At 72.2% G+C, this 12293-nt stretch carries 12 protein-coding genes; 5 read left to right on the forward strand and 7 right to left on the reverse strand.

Annotated elements, in window-relative coordinates; all coding sequences use genetic code 11:
- Positions 1-12: 12 nt before the first annotated feature.
- Positions 13-768 carry a thioesterase II family protein gene (locus ACWEF6_RS06595; protein WP_310976780.1) on the forward strand — a complete coding sequence of 252 codons (756 nt, stop codon included), beginning with the start codon at positions 13-15 and terminating at the stop codon, positions 766-768.
- Here the strand turns inward: ACWEF6_RS06595 and ACWEF6_RS06600 are convergent.
- From ACWEF6_RS06600 to ACWEF6_RS06615, 4 genes are all read right to left on the reverse strand, one after another.
- Complete coding sequence (locus ACWEF6_RS06600; protein ID WP_310976778.1) at positions 758-1027, reverse strand: hypothetical protein; 270 nt, start codon at positions 1025-1027, stop codon at positions 758-760. The two genes, ACWEF6_RS06595 and ACWEF6_RS06600, sit on opposite strands and share 11 nt — an antisense overlap.
- Positions 1024-2820, reverse strand: coding sequence for an FAD-binding protein (locus ACWEF6_RS06605; RefSeq protein ID WP_449681983.1), 1797 nt, complete (start codon positions 2818-2820; stop codon positions 1024-1026). Before ACWEF6_RS06605 ends, ACWEF6_RS06600 begins: the two co-directional genes overlap by 4 nt.
- Entirely contained in the window at positions 2817-4502 is a 1686-nt protein-coding gene (leuA, locus tag ACWEF6_RS06610; protein ID WP_449681984.1) for a 2-isopropylmalate synthase, read from the reverse strand. The genes ACWEF6_RS06605 and leuA overlap by 4 nt, the downstream gene beginning before the upstream one ends.
- An 84-nt stretch (positions 4503-4586) precedes the next feature.
- The gene (locus ACWEF6_RS06615) at positions 4587-5399 is read right to left on the reverse strand and encodes a hypothetical protein (protein ID WP_310976773.1); all 813 of its coding nucleotides are present in this window, start codon (positions 5397-5399) and stop codon (positions 4587-4589) included.
- Positions 5400-5582: 183 nt separating this feature from the next.
- Between ACWEF6_RS06615 and ACWEF6_RS06620 the strand changes: the two genes are divergently transcribed.
- Complete coding sequence (locus ACWEF6_RS06620; protein ID WP_449681985.1) at positions 5583-6062, forward strand: Lrp/AsnC family transcriptional regulator; 480 nt, start codon at positions 5583-5585, stop codon at positions 6060-6062.
- Here the strand turns inward: ACWEF6_RS06620 and ACWEF6_RS06625 are convergent.
- From ACWEF6_RS06625 to ACWEF6_RS06635, 3 genes are read right to left on the reverse strand one after another with little or no spacing between them, the layout of a single operon-like run.
- Positions 5985-6848, reverse strand: a complete 864-nt coding sequence (locus ACWEF6_RS06625; RefSeq protein ID WP_449681986.1) for a carbon-nitrogen hydrolase family protein — start codon at positions 6846-6848, stop codon at positions 5985-5987. The genes ACWEF6_RS06620 and ACWEF6_RS06625 overlap by 78 nt on opposite strands.
- Before the next feature lie 2 nt (positions 6849-6850).
- Positions 6851-8149: a hypothetical protein gene (locus ACWEF6_RS06630; RefSeq protein ID WP_449681987.1), complete on the reverse strand. Its 1299-nt coding sequence runs from the start codon at positions 8147-8149 to the stop codon at positions 6851-6853.
- Positions 8139-9167: a HesA/MoeB/ThiF family protein gene (locus ACWEF6_RS06635; protein WP_449681988.1), complete on the reverse strand. Its 1029-nt coding sequence runs from the start codon at positions 9165-9167 to the stop codon at positions 8139-8141. The genes ACWEF6_RS06630 and ACWEF6_RS06635 overlap by 11 nt, the downstream gene beginning before the upstream one ends.
- Positions 9168-9665: 498 nt before the next feature.
- On the opposite strand from ACWEF6_RS06635, the gene ACWEF6_RS06640 reads away from it, so the two are divergent.
- From ACWEF6_RS06640 to ACWEF6_RS06650, 3 genes are all read left to right on the forward strand, one after another.
- On the forward strand, positions 9666-10217 hold the full coding sequence (locus tag ACWEF6_RS06640) for an Lrp/AsnC family transcriptional regulator (protein WP_310976762.1): 552 nt from the start codon (positions 9666-9668) through the stop codon (positions 10215-10217).
- Between the two features lie 102 nt (positions 10218-10319).
- Positions 10320-10943, forward strand: coding sequence for a response regulator transcription factor (locus ACWEF6_RS06645; protein WP_449681989.1), 624 nt, complete (start codon positions 10320-10322; stop codon positions 10941-10943).
- A gap of 36 nt (positions 10944-10979) precedes the next feature.
- Positions 10980-12287: an APC family permease gene (locus ACWEF6_RS06650; protein WP_449681990.1), complete on the forward strand. Its 1308-nt coding sequence runs from the start codon at positions 10980-10982 to the stop codon at positions 12285-12287.
- Positions 12288-12293 lie beyond the last annotated feature (6 nt).

The following is a 12293-nucleotide window of genomic DNA, read 5'->3' on the forward strand; positions in this document are numbered from 1 at the left end:
GGGGGAGAACCCGTGACTCCGCATCCCTGGTACGCCACCTTCGACCCCCGTCCGGACGCACCGGTGCGGCTGTACTGCCTGCCCTGTGCCGGCGGCTCAGCCGAGATGTTCCGCCCCTGGGCGGAGTTCCTGCCGCCGGGGCTCGAGCTGCGGGCGATCCGGCTGCCCGGCCGCCACGCCCGCCACCCGCGGAACGCGTTCGCCGACTTCGACACCGCGGGCGACGAGCTCGCCGAAGCGCTGGCCGCCGAGCTCCGGCCGCCGTATGTCCTCTTCGGACACAGCATGGGCGGGTTGATCGCCTACCGGATGCTGCGCGCGGTCGAACGGCGCGGCCTGCCCCAACCGGCGCTGTTCGTGGTCGCGTCTTGCCTCGTCCAAGGCATCGCGGTGGACCGGCTGCCGGACCCGGCCGGCTCGGACGAGCGGTTCCTGGGCGTACTCCGCCGCTTCGGCGGGATGCCGCCGGAGGTGCTGGCGGACGAAGAGGTCCTCGCGTTCCAGCTTCCCGTGCTGCGCGCGGACTTCCGGCTCTGCCGCTCGTACGTCTACCGCGGCGGCGAACCGCCGCTGCGGGTGCCGCTGCGGGTCATGGGTGGCACGACCGACGTCATCACACCGCACCGGCACCTGGCCGCGTGGCGGCACCACACCCGGCGTTACCTCGGGCTGCGCACGTTCCCCGGCGGGCACTTCTTCCTCCGCGACCAGGTCCGCCCCGTCGTCGGCGCCCTGACCGACGACGTGGCGGACCTGGTCAGCGGATGATGTGGATGCCGATCCGGCACGGCACCGAGCGCGACTGCGCGCCGGGCAGGGCGGGGGCGGGCGGTGTGCCGTCGCCGAGCACCTCGCGGATCGCGGCGGCGTGCTCGGGGTTGAGCAGGAATTCGATCCGGGCCGGGTGCGGACCCGGCCCGAGCACGATGTGGAACGAAACCTCCTGCCCGCTCCGCGGGCACACGGTCAGGAACCCGTCCACGACCCCGGGGATCGCGGCGGGGCGGACGTCGGGCAGCTCGGTCATCGAATCGGCTCCGGGACTGTCGAAGGGGTCAGTGCGGTGATGAGCAGGGGGACGACCTCGCGCCAGTCCCCGACGATCCCGACGTCCGCGGCGCCGAACAGCGGCGCGGCGGGGTCGGTGTTGACCCCGAGCACGAATCCCGCGCCCCGGGTGCCGCAGAGGTGGTTGAACTTGCCGCTGGTGCCGATGGCGACGTAGAGCCGCGGCGCCACGCTCCGGCCGGTCACCCCGACCTGCCGCGCGCGTGGCAGCCAGCCGCGGTCGGTCACCTTGCGGGTCGCGGCCAGGTCCGCGCCCAGCACTTCCAGCAGCGGGGCGAGCAACGGGTAGTCCCCGGGAGGCACACCGGCACCGACGCCGACCACGGCCGAGGCCACGGCGAGCACGTCGATGTCGTCGTCGCGCTCACGCGCCACCACCCGCACCCGGCTGCCGGGCGGCACGGGCAGGTGCGGCCCCTGGGCGGCAACGGCGACCCGCGGCGGTGGCAGCGGCAGCGCACCGCCACGCAACGTGACCACCCGGGTCGGCGGAGAGCACGTCACCGCGGCCAGCATGCTGCCGCTGAACGCCGGTTTCCAGCACACCAGGTCCCCGTCGGGACCGGCTTCGACGTCGACCGCGTCCCCGGCCAGCCCGAGCCCGAGCCGGGCCGCCGTCCGCGCGGCGACCTCGCGGCCCCACATCGTCGACGGGGCCAGCAACGCCCACGGCCGGTGCTCGGCGCACCAGGTCGCGAGACTGGCGGCGACGTCTTCCTCGACCGTCGAGCCGTTGACCGCGACCACGGTGTCCGCGCCCCACGACCCGGCGATCGCCGGGGACAGCGCGCCGGTGGCCAGTGCGATCACCGGACGGCGGGTGACCGCGGCGATCCGGGCGGCTGCGCCGAGCATCGCGCGGGTGTGCCGGTGGCGGCCCGGCTCGGCGAGCACGGCGACGGCGCCGGTTCCGGTGAGGCCGGCGACGCGGTCGGGCACCGGGGGCGCGGACATCCCGGCCGCACGGTCGAACGCCCCCAGCTCGGTCAACGTCGCCACCGCCCGCTCGACCTGGGTGCCGAGGTCGCCTGGGAAGCGCAGCCGCAACCGGGTGCCCGCCATCGCGCGGGTCCGCCCGACGACGGTCCGGCTGCCGTCCTGGCCCCAGGGCCCCGGGCCGAGCGCGGCGGCACCGACGCGGACGATCTGCTCCGCCGGGACAGCGGCACGGGCGTCAGGGCGTGCCTTGGCCGGTGTGATGAGCCGCTCGGCGCAGCTGATCAGCACGGGCAACGGCAGCTCGAGCTCGACGCAGCCGTCCTCGTGCTCGCAGCGGGCGCGTACCCGGCCGTCCTCGACGGCGAGCCGCCGGACGCCCGCCGCCATCGGCAGCCCGAGCAGCTCCGCGACCTGCGCCGGTGTCTGCGCGGTCTCGGCGTCCACGGAGTTGCGCCCGCAGAGCACCACGTCGACCGGGCCGAGCCGGCGCAGCGCGGCGGCCAGCGCGCGGGCGGTGGCCAGGGTGTCGCTGCCCGCGAACGCCGGATCGGTGACCAGCACGCCGCGACCGGCCCCGCAGGCGATCGCCTCCCGGAGGCAGTCTTCGGCCGCGGGCGGCCCGAGCGTGACGACCGTGCAGGTGCCGCCGGAGTCCCGGGCGAGCTGGACGGCCTTGGCGACCGCACGACGGCAATAAGGGTTGAGCTCCAGTTCGACGCCGGTGCGCGCGAGCCGCCCGTCCTCGCCGAGGACCAGCTCCTCGGCTCGGGGAACCTGTTTGACGAGCGCGACGGTGTGCAGGGGGCGGGTCATCCGGCTCCTCCGGCGAGGCGGTCCGCGCGGTTGACCGCGCTGGCGATGGCTTCCAGCGACGCGCTGAGCGTGTTGCCGTCGATCCCGGCGCCCCAGAGCGTGTGACCGCCGACGCGGCATTCGACGTAGGCGGCGGCTTCGGCGTCGCTGCCGGTCGCGATCGCGTGCTCGACGTAACCCAGGACCTGGACCTCGATCCCGGCGACGCCGAGCGCCGCCGTGAACGCGGCGATCGGGCCGTTGCCGACGCCGGTCAGGTCCCGGCGCTCGCCGTCGATGACGACCTCGGCGGTGATGACGCTCTTGCCCTCCTCGGTGGTCAGCGCGTGCCCGCGCAGCCGCAGCCGGGCGTCCGGCTCCGGGAGGTACTCGGCGGCGAAGATCTCCCACAGCCGCTTCGGCGGGATTTCCCCGCCCGCGTCGGTGTGGCGCTGCACCACGCGGGAGAACTCGATCTGGAGCCGCCGCGGCAGGTCGAGCTGGTGCTCGGTCTTCATGACGAACGCGACACCGCCCTTGCCGGACTGGGAGTTCACCCGGACCACGGCCTCGTACGTGCGGCCGACGTCCTTGGGGTCGATCGGCAGGTAGGGCATCGTCCACGGCACGGGCCCGGCCGCCTCGGCCACCGCGTGCTCCAGGCGAGCGAACCCCTTCTTGATCGCGTCCTGGTGGGACCCGGAAAAGGAGGTGTAGACCAGATCGCCCGCGTACGGGTGGCGCTCCGGTACGTCGAGCCCGGTGCAGTGTTCGGCCACCCGGCGGACCGCGTCGATGTCGGAGAAATCGATCCCCGGGTCGATCCCCTGGCTGAAGAGATTCAGCCCGAGCGTGACCAGGCAGACGTTGCCGGTGCGCTCGCCGTTGCCGAACAGGCAGCCCTCGACCCGGTCCGCGCCCGCCAGCAGCGCCAGCTCGGCGGCCGCGACGGCGGTGCCCCGGTCGTTGTGCGGGTGCACCGACAGGCACAGATGCTCGCGGCGGCTGAGGTTCCGGCTCATCCACTCGATCTGGTCGGCGTAGACGTTCGGGGTGGCGCGTTCCACGGTGGCCGGCAGGTTCAGGATGATCTCGCGGCCGGGGCCCGGCTGCCAGACGTCCAGCACGGCCTCGCACACCTGTGCCGCGAACTCCAGTTCGGTGTCGACGAAGATCTCCGGCGAGTACTCGTAGCCGACGTCGCAGCGGGGGAGAATCCGTTCGGCGCAACGGATCACGTGCTCGGTGCCGCGCGTGGCGAGCGCCTGGCAGCCGGCGCGGTCGAGGCCGAACACGACGTCCCGGAACAACGGCGCGGTCGCGTTGTACAGGTGGACGGTGGCCGCCCGCGCGCCGCGCAGCGCCTGCACGGTGCGTTCGATGAGGTCCTCGCGCGCCTGGGTGAGCACGGAAATCCGGACGTCGCCGGGGATCCGGTCCGATTCGACCAGTGCGCGGACGAAGTCGAAATCGGCTTGGCTGGCCGCGGGGAACCCGACCTCGATCTCCCGGTAGCCCATGCGCACCAGCAGGTCGAACATCCGGAGCTTGCGGTCGGGCCCCATCGGGTCGATCAAGGCCTGGTTGCCGTCGCGCAGATCGGTCGAGAGCCAGCGCGGTGCGCGGGTGAGCACCCGCCCCGGCCAGCTGCGGTCCGGCAGGGAAACCGGCGGGAACGGCGTGTAGCGCCGGAAGTTTTCCATGGCGTCCTCCACTGCGGCCGGGACCCGGGCATCGTGTGTACCGGGTCCCGGCCGGCGAGCCCGGCTCCTCGTGGGGCCGGGCGGTCAGGCGGTGATGAGCTCCTCGGCCGGCCGGCCCGAGGCGAGCAGCGCGGCGTCGAGCACGTCCCACAGCGCGGCCAGCGAGTCGAGGAAGACGTCGACTCCTTCCACGATCAGCGCTTCCGTTTCGGCGTTGAGCACCGACCCGACGGCGGCGATCGCGTTCTTCTCGTGCTGCTGTTCGGCACCGATTTCGCCCCAGTGCTCGAGCAGGTAGTGCATCTCGGCGTCCGCCAGGTCGGCGCCGTAGGTGCCGGCGTCGACCAGCGCGACCTTCTCACCCGGGATGAGCTGGCGGTTGGAGATCATCTCCAGGGCCAGCGCGGTGCCCAGGTTGCGGATCGTCGACTCGCGATCGACCTGCTGGCGGCCGTCGAACGCGGCTCGCGCGCGGCGGGTCTGCGCCAGCAGCCCGGTCCGCGGGTCGTAACCCGGCAGGCCGGCCAGCAGCTCGTCGGAGAACGTCTTCAGCCCGGCCTCCACGCCCTCCTGGTCGTAGAGGTCTTCGAACACCTCGCGCCCCGCGGCGCGGTTGACGATGTAGCCGGCCATCGTGGCCAGCTCCGGCGCGTGGTTTTCTTCGCTTTCCACGATCTCCTGCAGCAAAGCGCTTTCCGTGGACAATTTGTGCATTGCCAGTGCCTCCGGGAACTTTCCGCCGGGGCGGGTCGCGTCGCAGAAATTGCGAATCTGGTGGAACAGCGCGCCGACCGCCGCCGGCTTCGGCGGCTGCGCGGCCCAGTGGTCGAAGATCGGATGCCGGTAGCACCGGTGGGAGCGAATGCGGTTCACGAGGTCGTCAATGGCGATGGACATGGCTGTGCTGCACCTCCGTCGTGGAAAGGAGCGCCGAATGGGCCCAGCGCGGGAAATGTGCTGACGGGTCCCCCAGAGGTGATCCTCGAGTGTTCCCGGTGTTGTCGAGAATACCGGAGAACACCGGGCGGAGAACGCGACAGCCTTGCGACTTCCGCGCGGCACACGGCAGAATATTGCGTCATGGACCGGATCGATCTGGCGATCCTCGCCGAGTTGCAGGGCAATGCGCGTCTGTCCAATGCGGAGCTGGCCGAAAAGGTCGGGCTCACCCAGTCACCCTGCCTGCGGCGGGTGCGTCAGCTCGAACGCAACGGGACCATCCGCGGCTACCACGCCCGGCTGGACCACGACACCCTCGGGTGCGGTTTCGAGGTGTTCGTGGACGTGCTGATGCGCCGGCAGGACCACGCCACGATCGCGGACTTCGAGCGCGAGCTCACCGCACTGCCGGAAGTGCTGGAGGCGCACCGGCTCTTCGGCGAACCCGACTACCTGCTGCGGGTCGCGGTGGCCGATATCGCCGCGTACGAGAGGTTCTTCACCGACGTGCTCTCGGCGCTGCCGGGGATCGCGAACCTGACCTCACGCCTGACGATGAAGAAGGTGAAGATCGACTCCGGGATTTCCCTGACCGGCCCGGCGAACCCGGACGTCCGCTGAGGACGGTGCGCCCCAGGGCTGGGCCGCGCGGTAGGCGCGCAGGGCGGCGAGCGGGATCTCCGCCACCGGTGTCCGCGGCGTCTCGTCCGCGAGGAGCACGGTGTGGTCGCGGGGTTCGCCGCTCTCGTCGAACGCGATGCCGTCGCAGACGATCGAGTGCCCGTGCCCCGGGTAGTTGGCCACGGCCACGGCGAGTTTGTTCTCGAACGCCCGGGTCCGCACCTGCCACAGCCGGTTTTCGCACAACGGCCCCGCATTGGGGATCAGGACCACCTCGGCACCGGCGGCCGCGAGCGATCCGGCCGCCTCGGGGAAGACGCGGTCGTAGCACAGCAGCAGCCCGACGCGGACGGTGCGCCCGCCGGGCAGCGCGAGGTCCGCGACCGGATACCCTTCTCCTGCCGAAAGAACCGATTCCCCCGCGAACGTGGCGAGGTGGACCTTCGCGTACCGCAGGACGACATCGCCTGAGGGACCGACGAGCGCGGCGGCGTTGCGCAGGCCGTCCGCGGTCACCTCCAGGTAGGTCGCCACGATCGCGACCCCGGTTTCCGCGGCCGTGCGCGCGGTGTCCGCCAGATACCGGTCCTGCGCCGCCGCGGCCCCGTCCCGGAACGCCGGGGAAGCGGCCTCCCCGGCGGTCGGGAGCCGATAACCGATGTTCCACATCTCCGGGAAAACGACGACCTCGGCACCGCGCCCGGCGGCCTCCCGGGTGTACCGCCCGGCCAGCTCAATGGTTTCCCCCACCCGCCGTCCGGACGAGTACCGCTGCACGACGGCCACCTTCACGAGGCTGCCCCCGCCATCCGCCGCGGGGCGGCGGCCCGGCGGACCACCACCGCGTTCGCGGCCGACTCCGCGAGCAGCCCGGCGGCCAGCGCGACGCAGGCGTTGGCGACCCCCGGCAGGGGTCCTCCGGCCAGGGCCGCCGCCACGCCGGTGAGGGCCACGGCGTGCGCGGCGACGCCGGAGAGCAGCCCGGCCGCACGCCCCCGGGCGATGATGAACCCGCGCAATCCCGTCCGAAGCACCCACAACGCCGGGACCGCGATCGCCAGCGGCGCCCACCGCAGGCCCAGCGCGGTCGCGTCCGGCGGGGTGTCGAGCAGGCCGCCGAGGTAGCCGCGGCCGAGCGGGCTGAGCACGACAACGGCGTACAGCGCCGCGAAACCGAGGGCCAGTCCCCAAGTCAGCCGGCGGGCGTCGCGCGGGAGCCCGCCGTGACGGAGGTGGCCGGCCACGACCGACTCCAGGTCACTGGTCGGCCCGGTGAACAGCGCGAGCAGGCCGTAGAGGCCCGGCCAGACGATCAAGGACGGCTCGGCCAGTGCCGAGCGCGCCACGGCCATCGTCGTGATCAGCTGCGGTGCCATGTTCAGCGCGCGCGTGCTCGTCAGGGCCGCGTGCCGGCGCACCAGTGCGCCGAGGCCGGCACCCGGCGCGGTCACGGGTTGCCGCAGCCGGGCGACGGCGGCGCCGAGGATCGCCGCTTCAGTGGCGGCACCGGCGGTCAGGGCGATGCCGCCGACGGCCGCGCCGGCGTCCGGCAGCACCAGGACGAGCGCCCAGGCGGCGCAGGCGGACAACGCCAGCCGGCCCGCGGTGGCCACCGAGATGCCCGCCGTGCGCCGGGCCGCGATGAGCCGGCCGTGGAAGTACCGCCGCACGGCCACCGCGACCGACGCGGGGGCGAGCGCGAGCAGGCAGGTGCGGACCTGGGCGGCGATCCCGTCCGGCAGGTTCGTCGCCACCCGCACCAGCGTGAACAGAGCGGGAACGGTGACCAGCAACGCCAGGACCACCGCGGTGAGGACGCCGACGCCGAGCGCGTAGCCGAAGGTGCGGCGGTTCGGCTGGTGGTCGGCGTCGCTCACGACCAGCGGCGTGATGGCCAGCGCGGGGGAGTTGGCCACGACCAGGACCGCCAGCGAGACGCCGAACGCGGCCAGCCCGGCCGCGCCGCCGGCCCCGCGGGCGACCGCGGCCGCGGCGACCGGGATCTCCAGCACGAGCATGGAGGACCCGAACGCCGTCGGCAGCCAGGTCCGGGCCGGCGCTCGCCAGCCGCCGTCCTCAGCGGCCATAGGTGGCGCACGCGCAACCGGGCCGGCTGGTGTAGCCGTCGAACGTGAACGTCAGCCGCCCGGTGTCGATGTAGAGGCTGCGCCCGGCCGTGGCGGCCTCCTTCGCGCCGGAGATCTCGCCGATCACCTCGTTGACCGCGATACCCGCCAGCATGGCCACGGTCGCTCCGGTCAGGCAGGCCGTTTCTTCGGGTCGCAGGATGTCCAGCCCGTGGATGCCGACGCAGTCCCAGCACGGGGTCCGGCCCGGGATCATCGTCGGCCCCACGCGAGCTCCGCGATCGGTGGCACCGATCGAGGTCAGCGGAACACCGGTGGCCATGCTGGCGTCGCTGGACCACCGGGCGGCGTGCTCGCGCGGGCGGTCGAAGGCGTGGATGAAGAAGTCGGCTCCGTCGATCAGCTCCGCGAGGTCGTCGGCCGAGGCGACCGTGCGCTGGTGCGGGGTGAACTCGAGCCGGGAGTTCTGCCGCGCGAGCCGGCGCCGCAGCACCTCGACCTTGCGCACACCGACGTCCTCCTCGTCGAGTGTGGCGTGCGTCGGGAGGTTGTCCAGGGCGAAGGTGTCGAAGTCGACCGATTCGAGCCGGCCGATCCCGGCCGCGGCCAGCAGCCGCACCAGCGTCGTCCCGCCCGCTCCGGCGCCGACCACCACGACCCGGGCGTCGGCCAGCCGCTGCTGGCCGTCGAAGCCGGTCCAGTCTTCGCGGTCGAACAGCCGCAGGTAATTGATCTGCCTGCTCCACCGCTCGGCGAGCTCCCGGGCGAGGCCGGGGTCCGCCGCCGCGTCCTCGAGGGCACCCGCCGCCTCGAGCGCGGCCAGCCACTTGTCCGCATCGGGGTACCGGGTCGCCAGCTGCTCGCTGGTGGCACTGCCGTCGAGGCCCACCACGAATTCGACGATTTCGTCGGTGGGGTCGGTGACGCGGATCTTGCTCGGGCCGAGGCCGAGGAACAGGTGCGGTTCCCCCTCGCGGCGGTAGACCCGGAGGAAAGGTTTGACTCGGGGGTTTCGCACGCTGATTCCTTTCGAATGCCCCGTTCCCGGATGCGCTTTCCGGACCTGCCGGACCGGTGCACGACGAGAACCGTGCACCGGTCCGGGTGTTCCCAGTCAGATCTGGTTGGCGTGCCACTCCTTGACGAGGCCTTCTTCCTCGATGCGCTCGACGGTCATGTCGGTCCACCCCCTCTCCTGCCTGGTTTCATTTCGCTGGAACGAAATCCGCCCCGACGCGTCCTGAGCGGAGTGGCCGAGGGCAGGCCGGTACCCGGCCACGGCCTGGCGAAGATCTTTGCCCCACAGCGGTTTTCCGTGCCGACAGCGCTCCCTGATCGGCTGCGAACTATGGTTTCATGGGATAGCAGGAGAGTCCACGCACACCGCCCAACTCACGTCATTCGTTCGGCGGGGGACCCACCGGTGAGCCGATCGCGAAACATTCGGTGTGCGTGGCCTTTGGGGACAGGGCAACGGGTGGTGCCGATGCCCGAGGCTGCACAGGGGGACCGGAAGGTGTACGACCAACTGGATCTCGCGTTGCTGCGAGAGCTACAGCGCAACGCCCGGCAGACCAATCGCGAGCTGGCGAAGGCGACGCACGTGGTGCCTTCGACGTCCCTGCAACGCGTGCGCGCGCTGCTCGACCGGGGCGTGGTCACCGGCTTCCACGCGGCGGTGGACCTGCGGACCATCGGCCGCGGGGTCCAGGCGCTCGTGTTCGTCAAGATCCGCCCGCCTTCGCGCCGCGTGATCGACCAGTTCCGGGTGTGGATCATGGAACTGCCCGAGGTGCTCGGGGTGTTCGTCACCTCCGGCGACCACGACTTCGTCATCCACATCGCGGTCGGCGACACCGGCGACCTCTACGGCTTCGTGCTCGACCGCCTGACCCAGCGACCGGAGATCGCCGACGTCTACACGAGCGTCGTCTTCGAGCACGCGCGGGCCACCGTGGTCCAGCCGGCGTCCGACCGCGGCCCGGGGAACGGGAAAGCACGACCGGCCTCGCCCGCCGGGAACGGGCACGCTCGCCCGGGCGAGCCGCGCTGGAGCAGCAGGCGCTGAATGCTCACCGGAGGGAACCGCAGACCGGAAGCGCGACCGGGAGGACACGTGGGGGTTGTCATGAACCGTGGGCCGGCGCCGCCATTGCCCGCGGGAACCAGGGTGCTCATCGTCGAAGAACAGGAGGTGCTCCGCCGCGGGCTGCTCGCCATCACCGACGCGATCCCGGGCGTCCGCGCCTCGGCCGTCACCGAGATCGGCACGGGCGAAGTCGATACCGACGTCACGCTGATCTCCACCACGACCCTGATGAACGCCGAACGGGCCGGGATTTCACTGGACCGGCTGCGGCCGGTGATCGTCATCGCGGCGGCCGCACAGCCGGGCTCGCTCGACGTCGCCACCAGCAGACGGGCCAACGGGTACCTGCTCCAGCGCGACCTCACGCCGGGGTCGTTGCGGGACGCGCTGACGCAGGTGCTGCACGGACGGCTGGTGATCCCCGAGCCGATCGCGGCGTACCTGCTCGACCGCGCGCGCAACCACAGCGTGGATCCGCCGCCGCGCCTGGAACACCTCAGTGCGCGTGAGACCGAAGTGCTCAACATGCTCGTGACGGGCGCCAGCAACAAGGAGATCGCCAACCGGCTCGGAATATCGATCCACGGCGTGAAGCGCCACGTTTCGACGCTGCTGAATCAGTTTCACTCGCCGAACCGGGTGCATCTGGTCTCGCATATCCTGCGATCCGGTGTGATATCTTCGCTTGACTCGGGGGCACGATGAGGCTGGCTTCGTGAATTGTCAAGGGGGCTGGGGGAAATGGGTTCTGCCGTCGTCGAACGGCGCAAGATCGGCCTGCGCGAGGCCACTGCGATCGGGGTCGGGGGCGTCGTCGGAGCCGGCATCTTCGTCCTGAGCGGCACGGCGAGCGCTCTCGCCGGTCCCGCCGTGATCGTGGCCTTCCTCTTGGCCTTTCTGTCTTCACTCAGCCTCGCGATGTGCTTCGCCGAGCTCAGTTCCCTGCACGGGGACTCCGGCGGGCAGTACGCCTACGCGAAGGCGCACCTGCCGGGCTGGGTGGCGACCGTGGTCGGCTGGGCGAACGTCGGTGCCTGGGCGTCCGGTGCCGCGTTCGTCGGCCGGGGCTTCGGCGAGCACCTGCACCTGCTCGTCCCGGCGATCCCGGCGACCTCGGGCGCCGTCGTGCTGACCGCCGTGATCGTCGTGGTGAACCTGTTCGGGCTGAAGGTGTCCGGCCGCCTGCAGTTCGTGATCATGCTCGTCGAAGTGCTCTTCCTCGGCGTGTTCATCGTCATCGGCGGCACCAACGTCGACGCGCGCCACTTCACGCCCTTCGTCACGCACGGCTGGTACGGGATCGTCGCCGCGGCCGTCGTCGGGTTCATCGCCCTGCTCGGCTGGGACGCGGTGGTCGTGGCCGCCGAGGAGATCGACCGGCCGCAGCGCACTATCCCGCGGGCCATCTTCGCCAGCCTGGCCATCGTTTTCGTGTTGTACATCGGCTTGCTGGTGGTGATCAACGGCGTCCTGCCGTCCGACCGGCTTCGCGGCACCGCGACGCCGGTGGCCGACGCCGCGGCGGTGCTGCTGGGGCCCGCCGGGATCACCGGGGTCAACGTCATCATCGTCGTGGCGCTGACGGCGACGGTGAACGCGTTCGTCATCGTGATTTCCCGGGCGGCGTTCGTCCTGGCCAGGGACGACCGGATGCCCCGGGTGGTGGCGCGGCGCAACGCGCGAGGGGTGCCCTGGGTGGCGATCCTGCTCGCCGGCGGCAGCCAGATCTGCCTGACCGTGTTCTCCGACCTGGAGTTCGCGGTGGCGGCGACCGGGTTCCTGTACATGATCACCTCGGTCGGCGCGGTGGTGGCGTTGTTCGCCGCCCGCCGCCGGGGCGCCGAAGCGGCGTTCCGCACCCCGCTCTACCCGTTGACCCCGGTGGTCGCGCTGGTGTTGTGCTCGCTGTTCGTGATCGGCACCGGGCCGACCGGCATCGTCGCCGGCACCGCGTGGCTGGTGGTGGGCTTGCTGGGCACGGCCCTGCTCCGGCGCCGGTACGGCCGGGCGGGCTCGCCGGCGGTTCCCGAGGCGCCGCACCTGAACTGACCGGCC

This window comes from Amycolatopsis sp. NPDC004772 (assembly GCF_053601215.1).

Coding starts and splice junctions, on each gene's coding strand:
- ACWEF6_RS06630 (WP_449681987.1), bottom strand. CDS start 8,149: ATGGCCGCTGAGGACGGCGGCTGGCGAGCGCCGGCCCGGACCTGGCTG.
- ACWEF6_RS06615 (WP_310976773.1), bottom strand. CDS start 5,399: ATGTCCATCGCCATTGACGACCTCGTGAACCGCATTCGCTCCCACCGG.
- ACWEF6_RS06600 (WP_310976778.1), bottom strand. CDS start 1,027: ATGACCGAGCTGCCCGACGTCCGCCCCGCCGCGATCCCCGGGGTCGTG.
- ACWEF6_RS06650 (WP_449681990.1), top strand. CDS start 10,980: ATGGGTTCTGCCGTCGTCGAACGGCGCAAGATCGGCCTGCGCGAGGCC.
- ACWEF6_RS06605 (WP_449681983.1), bottom strand. CDS start 2,820: ATGACCCGCCCCCTGCACACCGTCGCGCTCGTCAAACAGGTTCCCCGA.
- ACWEF6_RS06620 (WP_449681985.1), top strand. CDS start 5,583: ATGGACCGGATCGATCTGGCGATCCTCGCCGAGTTGCAGGGCAATGCG.
- leuA (WP_449681984.1), bottom strand. CDS start 4,502: ATGGAAAACTTCCGGCGCTACACGCCGTTCCCGCCGGTTTCCCTGCCG.